Source organism: Streptomyces tibetensis (assembly GCF_007655005.1).
GTDB classification, from domain to species: domain Bacteria; phylum Actinomycetota; class Actinomycetes; order Streptomycetales; family Streptomycetaceae; genus Streptomyces; species Streptomyces tibetensis.
In genome coordinates this window covers 378,855-395,975 of the sequence record NZ_SZVW01000004.1, presented here as the reverse complement: position 1 = coordinate 395,975, position 17,121 = coordinate 378,855, and the positions used below count along the sequence as shown (strand labels likewise).

The following is a 17,121-nucleotide window of genomic DNA, read 5'->3' as shown; positions in this document are numbered from 1 at the left end:
TCTGTGTTTCACGTGAAACGCCTCCCCAGCGTACCGGGCAGGCGAAGATCGACTCTCCCCAGTTGTCGATCGAGCACGCAGTCACCGCCGTTCGGGTACGTGTCCCCATCGGTGGCAGCGTTCGAGCACGTCTTCTTAAAGTAGGGCAATGCGCACTGGCGAGCCTCTGCCCGCCGTGGGGGAGGCCCTTGCCGCCCTCGCGACCGGCCTGTGGCACTGGGACACCGCCACCGGGCTGGTCACGGTCGATGCCGAGGCAGCCCGGTTGCTCGGGCTGCCCGCCGAGCAGGCCAGCCTCACCGAGGCTCAGGCCCGGGCCCGGCTGCACCCCGTTGACTGGAACGAGATCACCGGTGTGATCCAGCTGGCCGTGGCCGAGGGCACCCTCGCCGAGGTCCGGATCCGGATCATGGACGAGCTGGGCCGGGTCGTCCGGGTCGTCCGCAGCCGCTCCAAGCCGTCCTTCGACCGGGTCCGCAAGGCGTACCGGATGATCGGCACGCTCCAGGAGGTCACCGAGCCGACGCCGGGCACACCGGCCGGGCGCAGTGCGGTGACCGGGGACTGGCGGCGCTCCCGGGAGGCGTTCCTGCTCGACGCGGGCCGGGCGCTGGCCGAGGCGCGCTCCACCCAGGAGGTCCTGCGGGTCACGGCGAACCTGTCGATGCCCGGCTTCTCACCGGACGGTCTCGCGGTGTTCGGCGTCGCGAGCGATCGCCTGACGATCATCGGCCACCACGGGCAGCAGCGGGGCACCGAGAACCCCTTCTCCGACATGCCGCTGGACACCGACTACCCGGCCGCCGAGGTGGTGCGGACCGGCCGGGCCGTGTACCTGTCCTCCGCCGAGCAGTACAAGGCTCGCTACCCGCTGACCTGGCCCCTCGCCGAGCGCTTCGGCCGCCGCTCCTGGGCGTTCCTGCCGCTGACCGTGGCCGGGCGCACGATGGGGGCGTGGATGGCGGCGTTCACCTACCCGGTGGCGTTCACCCCGGACGAGCGGTCCGTGCTGGCGACGGTGGCCCGGATGCTGGCGCAGGCCCTGGCCCGGGCGGGCCTGGCCGAGAGCGAGCGGGCCCTGACCGACGGCCTCCAGCGCACGATGCTGCCGAGGCTCGGACCGCAGCGCATCCCGGGCATGAGCGTCGCCGCCCGCTACGTCCCCACCGGCGGCGGGCTCCAGGTCGGCGGCGACTGGTACGACGTGATCCCGCTGCCCAGCGGACGGTTCGCGCTGGTCATCGGTGACGTGCAGGGCCATGACGTCCGGGCGGCGGGCCTCATGGGCCAGCTGCGGATCGCCCTGCGGGCCTACGCCTCGGAGGGCCACCGCCCGGACGCGGTGCTGTCGCGCGCCTCCCGCTTCCTGCACGGCATCAGCGACGAGGACCCGGCCGACCCGCGATTCGCGACCTGCGTGTACGTCGAGGTCGACCCGGCGACGGGGGTGCTGGACATCGCCCGCGCCGGGCATCCGGACCCGGCGATCCGGATGGCCGACGGCACGGTGCTGACCCGGCCGACGTCGGGCGGGCTGCCGCTGGGCATCGACCCGGACGCCGACTACCCCACGACCCGGCTCACCCTGGAACCCGGCGAGACCATGCTGATCTGCACGGACGGCCTGCTCGAGACCGGCGGCCACGACCTGGACACCGGCTGGCGGCGGCTGCGCGTGATCCTGGAGGAGCACAAGGGCGATCTGGAGGAACTCGCCGACGCCCTGGTGCAGGCCGTGCACGGGCCGTCCTCGCACCACACCACCGGCCCGCTGGCGGACCGCCGCGAGGACGACATCGCGATGCTGCTGCTGAGCCGGGAGGGCGGGGGCTGCGGCTGCGGCGACGCGATGACCGTACGGCCTCCGGTGCGGCGCTCGGTGCTGACCGTGGCGCAGGCCGAGCCCGAGCGGGTCGCGGTCGCCCGCCGGCAGCTGCGCGAGCTGCTGCACGACTGGGTCTCGCGGGACCAGGTCGACTCGGCGGTGCTGCTGCTGTCCGAGCTGCTGACGAACGTCCTCGTGCACACCGACTCCGACGCGCTGCTGGTCGCCGAGATGACGGGTGAGGTGGGCGGGCGGCGGCTGCGGATCGAGGTCACGGACGCCGGCGACGACCTGCCGCACCGGCGCAGCCCCGGGGAGCTTGCGTCGTCCGGCCGCGGCCTGGTGCTGATCGAACTGCTCGCGCACGCCTGGGGGGTGGAGCCGCGCGGCGAGGGCAAGAGCATCTGGTTCGAGCTCCACGAGTCCCCGGACGGCTCGGGCGACGGCTCCTGGTCGCCGTAGCGGTCACGCCCCCTGCGAGGACGGCCCGGGCGACGGCTCCTGGTCGCCGTAGCGGTCACGCCTCCTGCGAGGACGGCCCGGGCGACGGCTCCTGGTCGCCGTAGCGGTCACGCCTCCTGCGAGGACGGCCCGGGCGACGGCTCCTCGTCGCCGTAGCGGTCACGCCTCCTGCGAGGACGGCCCGGGCGACGGCTCCTCGTCGCCGTAGCGGTCACGCCTCCTGCGAGGACGGCCCGGGCGACGGCTCCTCGTCGCCGTAGCGGTCACGCCTCCTGCGAGGACGGCCCGGGCGACGGCTCCTCGTCGCCGTAGCGGTCACGCCTCCTGCGAGGACGGCCCGGGCGACGGCTCCTCGTCGCCGTAGCGGTCACGCCTCCTGCGAGGACGGCCCGGGCGACGGCTCCTCGTCGCCGTAGCGGTCACGCCTCCTGCGAGGACGGCCCGGGCGACGGCTCCTCGTCGCCGTAGCGGTCACGCCTCCTGCGAGGACGGCCCGGGCGACGGCTCCTCGTCGCCGTAGCGGTCACGCCTCCTGCGAGGACGGCCCGGGCGACGGCTCCTCGTCGCCGTAGCGGTCACGCCTCCTGCGAGGACGGCCCGGGCGACGGCTCCTCGTCGCCGTAGCGGTCACGCCTCCTGCGAGGACGGCCCGGGCGACGGCTCCTCGTCGCCGTAGCGGTCACGCCTCCTGCGAGGACGGCCCGGGCGACGGCTCCTCGTCGCCGTAGCGGTCACGCCTCCTGCGAGGACGGCCCGGGCGACGGCTCCTCGTCGCCGTAGCGGTCACGCCTCCTGCGAGGACGGCCCGGGCGACGGCTCCTCGTCGCCGTAGCGGTCACGCCTCCTGCGAGGACGGCCCGGGCGACGGCTCCTCGTCGCCGTAGCGGTCACGCCTCCTGCGAGGACGGCCCGGGCGACGGCTCCTCGTCGGCGTAGCGGGTGCGCAGTTCCTGGATGATGCCGAAGGCCGCCGCCGTGAGCGGGACGGCCAGCAGCATGCCGAGGATCCCGGCGACGGACGCCCCGGCCGTGATCGTCACCATCACCACCGCCGGGTGCATCTGCACGGTCCGGCTCTGGATCATCGGCTGGAGCACGTGCCCCTCCAGCACCTGCACGGCGAGGACCACCCCGAGCGCCCACAGCGCGATGACGAACCCCCGGTCGGCGAGCGCGACCAGCACGGCCAGGGCTCCCGAGATGAACGCGCCGAGGTAGGGGATGTAGGCCCCGACGAAGACCAGCGCACCCAGCCCGGCCGCACCCGGCACGTCCAGGACGAGCAGCCCGACGGTGATGCAGAGCGCGTCGATGAGGGCGATGAGGGTCGTGCCGCGCATGAACCCCTCGACGGCCCTCAGGGCGCGCCGCGCCATGGCCTCCAGGGTGTCGGCCGCTCCTCGGGGCGCCAGCGAACGCAGCGTCCCGGCGGCCTTGTCGGAGTCGCGCAGGAAGAAGAAGACGAGCAGCAGCGCGAGGACGGCCATGGCGATGGACTCGCCGACCACGCTCACGCCGCTGATCACGCCGGAGGCGGCCGTACCGCCGAACTTCCCCAGCAGTTCCCGGGCGTTGGAGGCGAGGTCGTCCAGCGAGGTGCCGGCCGCCCCGAAGTGCGCGGAGACGCCCCGCGCGGCCTCCTTGAGCGAGGCGACGATCTCGTCGCCGGTGTCGATGAGCGCGGCGACCACGATGTACACGGCCCCGCCGACCACGGCGACCACCGCGACACAGGTGAGCCCGGCCGCGACCGACCGGTGCACCCCGGCCTTCACCAGCCGCCGGTGCAGCGGCCCGAGCAGCGCCGTCCCGAGCAGCGCGAGCAGCACGGGCACGACGGCGGTCCGGAACTCCGCGACGAGCCGGATCCCGACGTAGACGACTCCGGCGAGGAGCAGCAGGACGGCACACCAGGCGGCGAGACGCCGGGCGGCTTCGGGGAGCACCGGGGTGGAGGCCTGCACATCCCCACCCGACCACGCCCCGGGCGGGCCGTCCCGTCAGGGAGGCCCGCCAGGGTGACGGGGCGTCAGCAGCCCCCGTACCGCGTCAGTCCTGCGGACCGCTCGCGGTCATCCCGTGCACCGCCGGGACCGTGCCCAGGCGGCCCTTCTGGAAGTCCTCGAAGGCCTGCATGAGCTCGTCCTTGGTGTTCATGACGAACGGGCCGTAGTGGGCCATCGGCTCGCGGATGGGCTGTCCGCCGAGCAGGACGACCTCCAGGTCCGGCGTGTGTCCGTCCTGCTTCTCGTCCGCGCGGACGGTCAGCGAACCGCCGGCGCCGAAGACCGCGGTCTGGCCCATGTGGACCGGGCGCCGCTCCGCACCGACCGCACCCTTGCCCGCCAGGACGTACGCGAGGCCGTTGAAGTCCTCGCGCCACGGCAGGGTCAGCTCCGCACCCGGCGCGAGGGTCGCGTGGACCATCGTGATCGGCGTGTGCGTGATGCCGGGCCCCTCGTGGCCGTCCAGCTCACCGGCGATGACGCGCAGCAGCGCGCCGCCGTCGGGGGAGGTGAGCAGCTGGACCGAGCCACTGCGGATGTCCTGGTAGCGCGGGGCCATCATCTTGTCCTTGGCCGGGAGGTTCACCCACAGCTGCAGACCGTGGAAGAGCCCGCCGGAGACGACGAGATGCTCGGGTGGGGCCTCGATGTGCAGCAGGCCCGAGCCCGCGGTCATCCACTGGGTGTCCCCGTTGGTGATGGTGCCGCCACCGCCGTTGGAGTCCTGGTGGTCGAAGATCCCGTCGATGATGTAGGTGACGGTCTCGAAGCCGCGGTGCGGGTGCCACGGCGTGCCCTTGGGCTCGCCCGGCGCGTACTCCACCTCGCCCATCTGGTCCATCATGATGAACGGGTCGAGATGGCGGTAGTTGATCCCCGCGAACGCCCGGCGTACCGGGAAGCCCTCGCCCTCGAAACCGCTCGGAGCGGTCGTGACGGCAAGTACGGGACGTGCCACGGCTTCGGCCGGCGCGGTCACGCGGGGCAGCGTCAACGGGTTCTCGACGGTCACTGCAGGCATGTCGGTTCCTCCTCGTGTACGCCCAGTTTAGTTGAGCGTTGAACTTTCTGCCACCCTGAACAGAGAAAACCGGGAGGACATTCCCGCCCCGGGGGACGGCGCAGCGAACCACGGGAGACCGGCATGGCGAAAGGCCGTCACCCCGTTGCGGGGTGACGGCCCTCGGGCGCCGGGGTCAGGCGGCCGGCTCGTGCTCCTCGCTCACCGCCCCCGCGGGCACGGCCTGGGCGGACGCAGCCTCGGACACGTCGCCGGACGCGGGCTTCCGGTCCCGCATCACCAGCGTGGCGACGACCGCCGCGGCCAGGACCCCGAGCGCGCTGATCGTGAAGGTCGTCGACATCGAGGCGGCGAAGGCCTCCCGGGCCGCCCGCACCAGCCCCGTGTCACCGCCGGCGACGGCCAGCGCTCCACCGATGGACTCCCGGGCCTGCTCGGGGGCACCGGCTGGCATCTCGTCCGCGTAGCCGCCGGACAGCAGGGAGCCGAGGATCGCGATGCCGAGGGCGGTGCCGGACTGCTGGATGGTGTCGTTGAGGGCCGAGCCGACGCCGGCCTTGTCCTCCGGGATGGTGCCCATCAGCGCGGCCACCGCGGCCGGCATCGCCAGGCCCGCGCCCAGGCCCAGGATCCCCAGCGCCACGGCCGGGACCGTGAAGCCGCTGTCGGCGCTGAGCGTGGTCAGCAGTCCGAAGGACGCGGCCATCAGCAGCATCCCGCCGAGGATGACGAACCGGTTGCCCGCCTTGACGGCGAGCTGCGCCCCGGCCGCGTTGCCGGCCAGCGCGGCAACGGCCAGCGGCAGGAAGGCCAGGCCCGCCTTGACCGCGGACCAGCCGAGGACGAACTGGAGGTACTGGGTCAGCACCAGCAGCAGACCGGCGTTGCCGATCTGGACGAGCGCCAGGGAGAGCGATCCGCCGCTGAAGTTGCGGTGCTTGAAGAGGACCAGCGGGACCATCGGCGAGGGGGTCACGTTCTGCCAGGTCACGAAGCCGGCCAGGGCGAGCACCGCGACGGCCAGGACGATCAGGGAGCGGGTCTCGAACGCGCCGTGCTGCGGGATCTCGATGATCCACCACACCAGGGCCGTCATACCCACCGCCGACAGCACCGCGCCCAGCGGGTCCGGCTTCTGCCACGGCGCCTTCGACTCCGGCATCAGCAGCACACCGGCCAGCAGGGCGAGGCCGACGATCGGGATGTTGATCAGGAAGATCGCCTGCCAGGCGAAGTGGTCGATCAGCACGCCGCCGAGCACCGGGCTGCCGACCAGCCCCAGCATCGACACCGAGCCCCACGCCGCCATCGCCTTGGGCCGCTCGTCCTCGTCGAAGACGGTGATCAGGATCGACAGGGTCGAGGGCATGATCAGCGCGCCGCCGACGCCCATCGCGATCCGAACCGCGATCAGCTCACCCGGGCTGGAGCAGAACACCGCCCCCAGCGAGGCCGCCCCGAACAGCAGCAGCCCGATCAGCATCACCCTCCGGCGCCCGAACCGGTCCCCGAGGCTTCCCGTGGTCAGCAGCAGTCCGGCGAAGACGAGGGTGTAGGAGTCGAGGATCCATTGCATGTCCTGGGCGCTCGCTCCGAGGTCCTCGGTCAGCGTGGGCACCGCGACCGTCAGCGCCATGTTGTCGACGACCAGGACCAGCGTGCTCAGGCACAGCACGATCAGGATCCACCAGCGGCGTGGATTGCGAGCTTCCATGTCCTCTTCCCCTCCTGCGAACATCGTTCCTTCGATGCGAACACTGTACGCACAGGGGAACGGTGTTCGCAACGCTTGAGTTCTGTACGCTGACTGCGCACGCTGTTCGCGCGCAGAGGTTCAAACAGGAGGGACCCCGATGAGCAGGGCGAAGGACAAGAACCCCATCCCGTCCGTCTGGACCCGCGAGCAGCGCCGGACCGACCAGCCCGCCCTCAGTCGGGACGCGATCGTCCGCGAGGCGATCGCGATGCTCGACGCCGAGGGCATCGAGGCGCTCTCCATGCGCAAGCTCGGCGCGCGCCTGAACGCGGGAGCGACCTCGCTGTACCGGCACGTGGCGACGAAGGACGAGCTGATGGAACTCGCGGTGGACGAGGTCGCCGCCGAGATCCACGTCCCGCCGGCCGGCGACCCCGACTGGCGCGCGGCGGTGACCGAGGCGGCCGGGTCCTTCCGTACGACGGCGCTACGGCATCCCTGGCTGACCCTGGTCCTCGGCCAGGCCGGGCTCGCCTACCTGGGACCGAACTACATGAGCTTCTCGGAGCGGCTGGCGGCCCTGTTCACGGCGGCGGGATTCCCCGAGCCGAGCCGGGCGATCGACGCCGTCTTCTCGTACGTCATCGGCATGAGCACGACCGAGGCCGCCTGGCTCACCACGGTCGCGCGCTCGGGCGAGACGGAGGCGGAATTCGTCGCGCGCCTGCTGCCCACGGCCCAGCAGGTCTCGGCCGGCTACGACCACCTGGCGGCGGCCGGCCCCGAGACCAGTGCCGAGGCCACCGATCCAGCGAAGCTGCGCGACGACAAGTTCGCCTACGGCCTGGAGGTCGTCCTGGACGGCCTGGCGCTGCGCCTGCCGAAGTGACCACCGCCGGGCCTCAGCCGCCCTCTGCGCAGCAATGGCGTCTAGGTGTATTGATCACGAGCGTTGTTAACACTGGCCGGGCTTGATCATGCCGGCGTCGCGGGGCTCGGGTCGGCCGAGAGGCGCAGTCACTCTCGGCCGACCCGATCCAAACGACAGGCCCTAGCCGTACATCCGGCGCATCGCGAACTCGACCATCTGCTCGACGGCCTTCGCGTCGAACACCATGCGGTGCTCGCCCTCCATGTCGAGGACGAAGCCGTAGCCGGTCGGCAGGAGGTCCAGTACTTCGGCACCGGTGATCACGAAGTACTTGGACTCCTTGCCCGCGTACCGGCGCAGCTCCTTGAGCGTGCTGAACATCGGGATCACCGGCTGCTGGGTGTTGTGCAGGGCGAGGAACCCGGGGTTGTCGCCGCGCGGGCAGTACACCTTCGACGTCGCGAAGACCTGCTGGAAGTCCTCGGCGGCCATCTGCCCGGTGGTGAAGGCACGCACCGCGTCCGTGAGGGAGGGCGGGGACGGCTCGGGGTACAGCGGCTGCTGCTGCCCGTATCCGCCGGACATCGGCTGCTGCGGAGGGGCGTACTGCCCTTGGGGGCCCGCTGTCTGGTCGTAGCCGTACATGAGCGCAAGCGTACCGAGAGCGGACGGGCGGGTGGGCCGGTACGGCGCTCCCGGCAAACCGAGGGCGAACGGCCGCACCGGGGCATTGACCGTTCCGGTGTGACCTGTCACAGATGACGGATCGGGGTTGCTTCTTATTACCGACGGGTAGCATCATCGGAGCTACTTGTTGGTACGTGAACTAGCGCGAGGATCCAGTGCCTCGCCGATCTCTCTACGGAGCCGGGAGCCGTCGCCATGGGGCACTACAAGTCGAATCTCCGCGACATCGAGTTCAACCTCTTCGAAGTACTCGGGCGAGACAAGGTGTACGGCACCGGTCCCTTCGAGGAGATGGACGTCGAGACCGCGAAAAGCATCCTGGAGGAGATGACCCGCCTCTCGGAGAACGAGCTGGCCGAGTCCTTCATCGACGCCGACCGCAACCCGCCGGTCTTCGACCCGCAGACCAACACCGCGCCGGTCCCCGCGTCCTTCAAGAAGAGCTACCAGGCCTTCATGGACTCCGAGTACTGGCGCCTGGGCCTGCCCGAGGAGATCGGCGGCACCACCTCGCCCCGCTCCCTGATCTGGGCCTACGCCGAGCTGATCCTGGGCGCCAACCCGGCCGTGTGGATGTACTCCTCGGGCCCGGCCTTCGCCGGCATCCTCTTCGAGGAGGGCAACGAGGTCCAAAAGCACATAGCCAAGGTCGCCGTGGACAAGCAGTGGGGCTCCACGATGGTGCTCACCGAGCCCGACGCGGGCTCCGACGTGGGCGCCGGCCGCACCAAGGCCGTGCAGCAGGAGGACGGCTCCTGGCACATCGAGGGCGTGAAGCGCTTCATCACCTCCGGTGAGCACGACATGTCGGAGAACATCCTCCACTACGTGCTGGCCCGCCCCGAGGGCGCCGGCCCCGGCACCAAGGGCCTGTCCCTCTTCCTCGTCCCGAAGTACCTCTTCGACTTCGAGACCGGCGAGCTGGGCGAGCGCAACGGCGTCTACGCCACGAACGTCGAGCACAAGATGGGCCTGAAGGCCTCCAACACCTGCGAGATGACCTTCGGCGACCAGCACCCCGCCAAGGGCTGGCTGATCGGTGACAAGCACGACGGCATCCGCCAGATGTTCCGGATCATCGAGTTCGCCCGCATGATGGTCGGCACGAAGGCGATCTCCACGCTCTCCACGGGCTACCTCAACGCCCTGGAGTACGCCAAGGAGCGCGTCCAGGGCCCCGACCTGGCGAACTTCATGGACAAGACCGCGCCCAAGGTCACCGTCACCCACCACCCCGACGTGCGCCGCTCGCTCATGACGCAGAAGGCCTACGCCGAGGGCATGCGCGCCCTGGTGCTCTACACGGCTTCCATCCAGGACGAGATCCAGGTCAAGGAGGCCGCCGGCGAGGACATCTCCGCCCTGGAGGCCCTGAACGACCTGCTGCTGCCCATCGTCAAGGGCTACGGCTCCGAGAAGGGTTACGAGCAGCTCGCCCAGTCGCTGCAGACCTTCGGTGGCTCCGGTTTCCTCCAGGAGTACCCGATCGAGCAGTACATCCGGGACTCCAAGATCGACACCCTCTACGAGGGCACCACGGCCATCCAGGGCCAGGACTTCTTCTTCCGGAAGATCGTCCGCAACCAGGGCGCCGCGCTGAACTCCCTCGCCGAGGACATCAAGAAGTTCCTGGCGCTCGGTGAGGGCGGCGAGGAGCTCGGCGCGGCCCGCGAGCACCTCGCCAAGGCCGCCGTCGAGCTGGAGGCCATCGTCGGCCTGATGCTCACCGACCTGGCGGCCACCGAGCAGGACGTCAAGAACATCTACAAGGTGGGCCTCAACAGCACCCGCCTGCTGATGGCCTCCGGTGACGTCGTCGTCGGCTACCTGCTACTCAAGGGCGCAGCGGTCGCCGCCGCGAAGCTGGAGACGGCCACCGCCAAGGACAAGGCCTTCTACACCGGCAAGATCGCCGCCGCGAAGTTCTTCGCCGCCAACGTCCTGCCGGGCGTCACCCTGGCCCGCAAGGTCGCCGAGGGTGTCGAGCTGGACCTGATGGAGCTGGACGAGGCCGCGTTCTAGATCTTTCACGTCCTCTGTTCGAGGGCCCGTTCCCCTACCCCGGGAACGGGCCCTCGTCCGTCGTTAAAGTGAACCCATGACCGAACGAGCCCGCTTCGACCGCGGCCACACCGACGACCTCATGACCTTCCTCGCGGCGAGCCCCTCGCCGTACCACGCCGTGGCCACGGCCGCCGAGCGACTGGAGAAGGCGGGCTTCAGGCAGGTCGCCGAGACGGACGCCTGGGACGCGGTGCCCGCGGCGGCGGCCGCTGATGTCACCGCAGCGGCTTCCGCCGCGGGGAGCGGCGGCAAGTACGTGCTGCGCGGCGGCGCGATCGTCGCCTGGTACGTGCCGGAGGGCGCAGCGCCCCACACGCCGTTCCGGATCGTCGGCGCCCACACCGACTCCCCCAACCTGCGCGTCAAGCCGCTCCCCGACAGCGGGACGCACGGCTGGCGCCAGGTGGCCGTGGAGATCTACGGCGGACCGCTGCTCAACTCCTGGCTGGACCGCGATCTCGGCCTCGCGGGCCGGCTGACCCTGCGCGACGGCTCGACGCGTCTGGTCAACGTCGACCGGCCGCTGCTGCGCGTTCCGCAGCTCGCCATCCACCTGGACCGCTCGGTGACGGCCGACGGCCTCAAGCTCGACAAGCAGCGGCACATGCAGCCGGTGTGGGGCCTCGGCGGCGACGTCCGCGACGGCGATCTGATCGCCTTCCTGGAGGAGGCGGCCGGACTCCCGGCGGGCGAGGTCACCGGCTGGGACCTGATGACGCACTCCGTGGAACCGCCCGCCTACCTGGGCCGCGACGGCGAGCTGCTGGCCGGCCCTCGGATGGACAACCTCCTGTCGGTGCACGCCGGCACGGCGGCCCTGGCGGCCGTCGCCTCGTCGTCGTCGCAGCCGGCGTCCATCCCCGTCCTGGCCGCCTTCGACCACGAGGAGAACGGCTCCCAGTCGGACACCGGCGCGGACGGGCCGCTGCTCGGCAACGTGCTGGAGCGCTCGGTGTTCGCCCGCGGCGGTTCCTTCGAGGACCGGGCCCGCGCCTTCGCCGGCAGCGTGTGCCTGTCCTCCGACACGGGCCACGCCGTCCACCCCAACTACGCGGAGCGGCACGACCCGACGCACCACCCGCGCGTCAACGGCGGCCCGATCCTCAAGGTCAACGTCAACAACCGCTACGCCACGGACGGTTCGGGACGGGCGGAGTTCACGGCGGCCTGCGAGGCGGCCGGCGTGCCCTTCCAGTCCTTCGTCTCCAACAACTCCATGCCCTGCGGCACCACGATCGGCCCGATCACGGCCGCCCGGCACGGCATCAGGACCGTCGACATCGGCGTGGCCATCCTGTCCATGCACAGCGTCCGCGAACTGTGCGGCGCCGACGACCCGTTCCTGCTCGCGGGCGCGCTGGCGGCGTTCCTCGAGAGGTAGAACGGGCCGTCACCGCATGGGCGTTCCCTTCGGGGGTACCCGGTGTTCCGGGACCGGAACGACCGGACCGTACAGGGAGGCGACACACATGGGCCTCGGCGGATGCATCATCCTCATCGCCGTGGGAGCCATCCTCACGTTCGCGACCGACTGGGACATGCAGGGGGTCAACCTCGACCTGGTCGGCATCATCCTGATGATCGTCGGACTGATCGGCGTCACCACGTTCAGCAGCATCGCCAGGCGCCGACGCGTGGTGGTGCCCCCCACGACCCCGGTCGTGGACGACCCGGCGGTACACCACCACCGCCGCGACGGTTACAGCGACGGCTACGGGGTCTGATCCCGGAGGCGCTCGGGTGTCCGTCGCAGCACGGAGAGCGGAGATCTGCGGCACACCCTCCGGTACGGAAGGGTCGCGTTCGAGGGCGCGGGGCGATCGAGTCCCCGCGCCCTCGCCGCTGTGCGCTTCAACTCTCGTTCACCACTTGACATTCGAACGTAGATTTCAGACATAGAACGTATGAGCTACCACTTTTTGCATATCTGCATTTAATAGATGATCTTGCTGCAAGGTGTGCCAAAATCAAGCCACGATCGGCACGAGGCGGGGGAGCCACCATGTCAGCACAGGCCCCGACGTTCGGTGAGGAACTGCGCCGGCGGAGGAACGAGTCCGGCAAGTCGCTGACAGACATGGGACGGCTCGTCCATGCGACGAGGTCGCACCTGAGCAAGATCGAGCGAGGCCACCGCAACCCCAGCATCGAACTCGCCCGCGCCTGCGACGCCAAGCTGCGCGCGGACGGTGAGCTGCTCGCCCTGGTCCCCGCCGCGGCACGGACACCCGAGGAACACCCCGCCCCGCGCGGCGATGACGACGTGCCCTGGTCGCTGAGTCTGTCCGCCGACGGCGGCAGCAGCTTCACGACCCGTGCCGCCGCGACCCCCGCGGACGGCAACACACCGGCGGTCACGGCGCACTGGGTCATCGCACCGGGCCGCTCGGACGCCGTCTCCGCGGAGGCGTCGCTCCCCGCGTTCCACGCCGTGTTCGACGAGTACCGACGGCTCGGCCAGTGCTCCGGCCCCGCCCTCGTGATCCCGCTGAGCAGCGCGGCCACCGGGGCGCTGCGCGGCCTCGCCCACGCCGCCGCCCCCGCGAGCCGCACCGCCGTGCTCCGGCTCGCCGCGCGCTTCGCCGAGTACACGGGATGGATGTGGCAGGAGGCCGGCGACGACCGGGCCGCCCGCTGGTGGACCGAGCAGGCGGCACAGCTGGCCACCTCGTGCGGCGATCACGAGATGGCCGCGTACACGCTGCTGCGCCAGGCCGAGCTCGCTCTCTACCAGGGTGACGCGCAGACCACCGTGGACCTCGCAGAGGCGGCCGGGCGACAGGCCCGCGGTCTGCGGACCAGGCAACTGGCCGCACAGCGCGAGGCCCAGGGATACGCGCTCATGGGCAGCGAGACGCACTGCCGGCGCGCCCTGGACCGCGGCGCCGAACTCGTGGGCACCGCCCGGAGCGGGACGGACCACACCCCCACCCTGGGCAGCACCCACCTCCCCGACCTCGCCGGCTTCGTCGCGGCCTGGTGCCTGCGGGAACTCGGCGAGTCCGAGGTCGCCGTCGCCCTGCTCGACACGGGCCGGGACAGCATCGCTCCGCACGCCCTGCGGGCCCGCGCCCGCCACGGAGCCCGGCTGGCCCTCGCCCTGGCGGACGCCGACGACGTCGACCGGGCCTGCGCGGTCGCCCGCTCGGTCGCCCAGGACGTCCGCAGCACCGACTCCGCCACCGTACGGGCCGACTTGCGGCAACTGAGGTCGTCACTGGCCACCCGGCGGAAACATCCCGCGGTCCGCGACATCCTGCCGGTCATCGCAGCGAGCCTGCGCGGGGACCGCACGACCTGAGGGCCCCGTACCACCACGCCCGGGCCGCGTCGGCCGCCCGGGCCGACACCGACGGCCGCTCCCGGTCGCCTGTGTCCTGTTGGCACCGGAAGTGTCAACAGGCAACGCGTTGACCGCCCTTACGGCGGCTGAAAACGTCGATTTCACTCACCGCCGGCAGTGCCCGGCGGTCGTCTCCCACCGTCCGCGGAGCACAGGGCTCCCGGTTTTCCGTCCCGCTCACCCGGACCTTCCGGGTGCGTGCCCTCTCGAAGCGAGGACCACTATGGCGCCCCGTATCTTCGTCAACTTCCGTCGCGCGGACACCGGTCCGACCGGTCCGCATCTCGACACCGCGCTGCGGCGAGAGTTCGGCGAGCAGGAGGTGTTCCGGGACCAGCGGTCGATCCGGAAAGGTGCTCATTTCCCCGACGAGATCCTGAGGGCCCTGCGCAAGTGCGACCTGCTGCTCGCGGTGATGGGCCAGGGGTGGGCATCGGTGACCGACGACGAGGGCAGCCGCTGCATCGACGACCCGGAGGACTGGGTCCGCAAGGAGATCGCCCTGGCCCTCGCCTGGGGCATCAAAGTGCTCCCGGTCCGGGTCGACGGTGCCGATCTCCCCGACGCGGCCGAACTCCCGGACGACATCCGGAAGCTGAGCAGTCACCAGGGCGAGATCTTCCGGCCGCATCAGGAACACATCGACTTCCCGCAACTCTTCGAGGCGGTCCACAAGGCGGTTCCCGACCTGAGCCGCAGGCGCCCGCGCCGGCCCCGGGGCGACAGCGGCGGAGCGACGAACCACATCGAGAACTTCCACCACGGTTCGGCGACCTTCTTCGGCACCGACAACACGGCGAACACGTACAACGCCCCCGAGGACTACGACAGGAACGCCCATGAGCACGACTGACGACCTCCCCGCGCCCGGCGCCCCGGAACCCGGACCCGCCCCCGAGCCGAGACAGGAGGCCCCGCCCGCAGGCCACGACGAGCCGCCCGCGCCGGACGGCACCACCCCGGCCGACCCCGGCGAGGAGGCGGGCCCCGGCCCGGACGGCGACGGCCGGCACGAAGAGGAGCCCGGAGAGGCGGCCGACTCCCCGCCGGGCGACGACACCTCCCGGCCCGCCCAGCCTCGGGCACGCGATGCCGAGGACAAGTACAAGGCCGAGGCCCTGTCCGTCGCCGCCTTCAGCGAGACGTTCAACAACGCCATGGCCTTCGGCGGAAACGCCTACACGCTGAACGTCGGCACGGCCAAGGGCGCCGAACTCCAGCTCATACGCCTGGACGCCACGGAGGCGGCACGGCAGCACCAGCTGCACCATCCCGCCCCGCAGCAGGACCGGATGGCCGAAACGCTGCACGACCACCACCTCGTCGTCCTGGTCGGGCAGAGGGGCAGCGGGCGTGAGGGCACGGGCACCTTCCTGCTGGCCGACCGGTGCGGCAGCGACCACGTCGCCGTCCTGCACAGCGCGGAGGCCGACGTTCTGCAGGCCCTGGTCGCGCAGGCCCGCCGCTTCCTGAAGCCCGGGGAGGGCGTCCTGGTCGGCCTGGGAGCCCGGAGCCCCGGTCAGAGCACGCTCAAGGCACTCAGCCTGCTCGCCCGCGAGATCGGGGCGTACGTGGTCCTGGTCGTCAAGGAAACCGGCACCGACGACGACCTCGCGTCCCCTTACTCCGTCCGGCACCAGCGTGCCGAACTGAGGCCGGTGCTGGAGGCGCACCTGCGCTCCGCGCTCGACGCGCACCGCGCCCGGTGCGCGGACCGCGACCGCTGCGACCGTGCGGGACTGCGCCGGTTCGCCGACGGGGTGCTGGACGACGCCCGGGTGAGCGGCAAACTCGACGCCGCCCGCACCGTCGACTGGGTCACCTCCTTCGCCCGGAACATCGCCGCGTGCCTGCACGGACCCGAGGACGCCCTGGACGTCCTTCTCGACACCCCGCACGAGGACCTGCGGAGCCTCGCCAGGCGGTTCCTGAAGCTGTCGGAGGCGCAGGACGCCGACGAACCCTCCGCCTCGGAAGCCGAGACCCACCACCAGGCCGTGCGGATCTCGTACGTTCTCGGCCACGACCTGCCGCTGTCCGACGTCCTGCGGATGGGCACCCGGCTGAGCGCCGAGATGCTGCGCGCCGAGTACCGGGAGTCGGCGCCCGCCCGCCCCGTCTTCGAGCTGGACCTGGACCGGCTGGTCGCGCCGGGCATGGGCATCGCCGCCGAACCCGGCGCCCACCTGGCCGACAACCCGCGCCGCGCCCGGCTCACGGACCCGGAGCTGATGCCGGCGGTCGTCGAGGTGATCTGGCACGGGTTCGGCTGGCTGCGCGATCCGCTGGTGGCATGGCTGCGGGCCATGGCCGACGACCGTCTGGAGCGGGTCGGCGCCCGGGCCGCCGTGATCGTCGGCCACCTGCTCCGGCACGACTTCGACGGCGCCTACCGGGATGTGGTGAAGGACTGGGCGCGCAGCCCGTCGGTGCGGGACCGCCGCTACGCCGCCACGGCGCTGTCGGTGGCGATGGCGGCCGGTGACCCGCGGCTCACGGCCCAGGTCGCCCGTCAGGTACGGGACTGGGCCGGCAGTCCCCGTCCGCAGCTCCAGGACAGCGCCGCGCGGGCCTACGGGACGCAGGTGGGGACCCAAGACGTGCCGGGCACCCTGCGGGCCCTGCGGGACCTGGCCGGCAGGCCCGCGCTCGACCCTTACGCGTCCGTGGCCTACTCGACCGCGACGCTGTTCCTCGCGAAGGACGGCGCGGAGCCCGTCGCCGAGGCGCTCGGGCAGTGGATCCGTTCGGACGACGGCCACCTGCCGCGCCACGCGGTCCGCACGCTGCTCGTCCTCGGCCCCTTGGCCGCGGGCCCCGAGCTGCTGTTCCGCTCCACGCTCGCCCACCAGGCGATGGGGTCGCCCGCGCGTGAGGAGACGCTCCTGCTGCTGTGGCAGCGCGCGCTGATCGACCCGGCCCACTCGGGTCAGGCGTGGCACCAGCTGCGCGACTGGCTGGTGGCGGCCGACGAGGACGCGGAACTGTCCCTGTTCCTGGAGAAGTTCGCCCTCAGGGCCTGGCAACCGCGCGTTCTCAGCCGCCGCGCGGTCTTCCACCTGAGCATCTGGGCGCGTCAGCAGCCCGACGCCCGGCTGGTGGCCCAGCTCCTGCGCGCCCTGCGCGGCCGGTGAGCCCGGCACCCC

General features: G+C 71.6%; 12 protein-coding genes. 8 read left to right on the top strand and 4 right to left on the bottom strand.

All coding sequences use genetic code 11. The annotated features are described in order from the left end of the window. Window positions 1-148: 148 nt before the first annotated feature. Entirely contained in the window at window positions 149-2,287 is a 2,139-nt protein-coding gene (locus tag FDO69_RS09030) for an ATP-binding SpoIIE family protein phosphatase (RefSeq protein ID WP_104779208.1), read from the top strand. Between the two features lie 887 nt (window positions 2,288-3,174). Here FDO69_RS09030 and FDO69_RS09025 read toward each other — a convergent pair. From FDO69_RS09025 to FDO69_RS09015, 3 genes are all read right to left on the bottom strand, one after another. Continuing rightward, on the bottom strand, window positions 3,175-4,251 hold the full coding sequence (locus FDO69_RS09025) for an AI-2E family transporter (protein WP_167526548.1): 1,077 nt from the start codon (window positions 4,249-4,251) through the stop codon (window positions 3,175-3,177). Between the two features lie 85 nt (window positions 4,252-4,336). Beyond that, window positions 4,337-5,314 (bottom strand): pirin family protein, encoded by a 978-nt coding sequence (locus FDO69_RS09020; RefSeq protein ID WP_104779207.1) that lies wholly within the window; start codon window positions 5,312-5,314, stop codon window positions 4,337-4,339. A 175-nt stretch (window positions 5,315-5,489) separates the two neighbouring features. Then, entirely contained in the window at window positions 5,490-7,028 is a 1,539-nt protein-coding gene (locus tag FDO69_RS09015; protein ID WP_104779206.1) for an MFS transporter, read from the bottom strand. 139 nt (window positions 7,029-7,167) lie between these two features. Between FDO69_RS09015 and FDO69_RS09010 the strand changes: the two genes are divergently transcribed. Next, window positions 7,168-7,899 carry a TetR/AcrR family transcriptional regulator C-terminal domain-containing protein gene (locus tag FDO69_RS09010; protein WP_104779205.1) on the top strand — a complete coding sequence of 244 codons (732 nt, stop codon included), beginning with the start codon at window positions 7,168-7,170 and terminating at the stop codon, window positions 7,897-7,899. 162 nt (window positions 7,900-8,061) lie between these two features. On the opposite strand, the gene FDO69_RS09005 is transcribed toward FDO69_RS09010, so the two are convergent. Further along, window positions 8,062-8,526, bottom strand: a complete 465-nt coding sequence (locus tag FDO69_RS09005; protein ID WP_031137485.1) for an SseB family protein — start codon at window positions 8,524-8,526, stop codon at window positions 8,062-8,064. 237 nt (window positions 8,527-8,763) lie between these two features. On the opposite strand from FDO69_RS09005, the gene FDO69_RS09000 reads away from it, so the two are divergent. The 6 genes from FDO69_RS09000 to FDO69_RS08975 all read left to right on the top strand — a co-directional run bounded on the left by FDO69_RS09000 (window position 8,764) and on the right by FDO69_RS08975 (window position 17,109). Next, window positions 8,764-10,590 (top strand): acyl-CoA dehydrogenase, encoded by a 1,827-nt coding sequence (locus tag FDO69_RS09000; RefSeq protein ID WP_104779204.1) that lies wholly within the window; start codon window positions 8,764-8,766, stop codon window positions 10,588-10,590. A gap of 76 nt (window positions 10,591-10,666) precedes the next feature. Next, window positions 10,667-12,013 carry a M18 family aminopeptidase gene (locus FDO69_RS08995; protein WP_104779203.1) on the top strand — a complete coding sequence of 449 codons (1,347 nt, stop codon included), beginning with the start codon at window positions 10,667-10,669 and terminating at the stop codon, window positions 12,011-12,013. An 88-nt stretch (window positions 12,014-12,101) separates the two neighbouring features. Continuing rightward, window positions 12,102-12,356, top strand: a complete 255-nt coding sequence (locus tag FDO69_RS08990) for a DUF6458 family protein (RefSeq protein ID WP_031118113.1) — start codon at window positions 12,102-12,104, stop codon at window positions 12,354-12,356. 278 nt (window positions 12,357-12,634) lie between these two features. Continuing rightward, window positions 12,635-13,933 (top strand): helix-turn-helix domain-containing protein, encoded by a 1,299-nt coding sequence (locus tag FDO69_RS08985; RefSeq protein WP_104779202.1) that lies wholly within the window; start codon window positions 12,635-12,637, stop codon window positions 13,931-13,933. A gap of 265 nt (window positions 13,934-14,198) precedes the next feature. Further along, window positions 14,199-14,828 (top strand): toll/interleukin-1 receptor domain-containing protein, encoded by a 630-nt coding sequence (locus tag FDO69_RS08980; RefSeq protein WP_104779201.1) that lies wholly within the window; start codon window positions 14,199-14,201, stop codon window positions 14,826-14,828. After that, window positions 14,815-17,109 (top strand): hypothetical protein, encoded by a 2,295-nt coding sequence (locus FDO69_RS08975; protein WP_104779200.1) that lies wholly within the window; start codon window positions 14,815-14,817, stop codon window positions 17,107-17,109. Before FDO69_RS08980 ends, FDO69_RS08975 begins: the two co-directional genes overlap by 14 nt. Window positions 17,110-17,121: the final 12 nt, after the last annotated feature.

Excerpts from the sequence above, each read along its gene's own strand:
- FDO69_RS09030 (WP_104779208.1), top strand. The coding sequence starts at position 149 with ATGCGCACTGGCGAGCCTCTGCCCGCCGTGGGGGAGGCCCTTGCCGCC.
- FDO69_RS09020 (WP_104779207.1), bottom strand. The coding sequence starts at position 5,314 with ATGCCTGCAGTGACCGTCGAGAACCCGTTGACGCTGCCCCGCGTGACC.
- FDO69_RS09015 (WP_104779206.1), bottom strand. The coding sequence starts at position 7,028 with ATGGAAGCTCGCAATCCACGCCGCTGGTGGATCCTGATCGTGCTGTGC.
- FDO69_RS09010 (WP_104779205.1), top strand. The coding sequence starts at position 7,168 with ATGAGCAGGGCGAAGGACAAGAACCCCATCCCGTCCGTCTGGACCCGC.
- FDO69_RS09005 (WP_031137485.1), bottom strand. The coding sequence starts at position 8,526 with ATGTACGGCTACGACCAGACAGCGGGCCCCCAAGGGCAGTACGCCCCT.
- FDO69_RS09000 (WP_104779204.1), top strand. The coding sequence starts at position 8,764 with ATGGGGCACTACAAGTCGAATCTCCGCGACATCGAGTTCAACCTCTTC.
- FDO69_RS08995 (WP_104779203.1), top strand. The coding sequence starts at position 10,667 with ATGACCGAACGAGCCCGCTTCGACCGCGGCCACACCGACGACCTCATG.
- FDO69_RS08990 (WP_031118113.1), top strand. The coding sequence starts at position 12,102 with ATGGGCCTCGGCGGATGCATCATCCTCATCGCCGTGGGAGCCATCCTC.
- FDO69_RS08985 (WP_104779202.1), top strand. The coding sequence starts at position 12,635 with ATGTCAGCACAGGCCCCGACGTTCGGTGAGGAACTGCGCCGGCGGAGG.
- FDO69_RS08980 (WP_104779201.1), top strand. The coding sequence starts at position 14,199 with ATGGCGCCCCGTATCTTCGTCAACTTCCGTCGCGCGGACACCGGTCCG.
- FDO69_RS08975 (WP_104779200.1), top strand. The coding sequence starts at position 14,815 with ATGAGCACGACTGACGACCTCCCCGCGCCCGGCGCCCCGGAACCCGGA.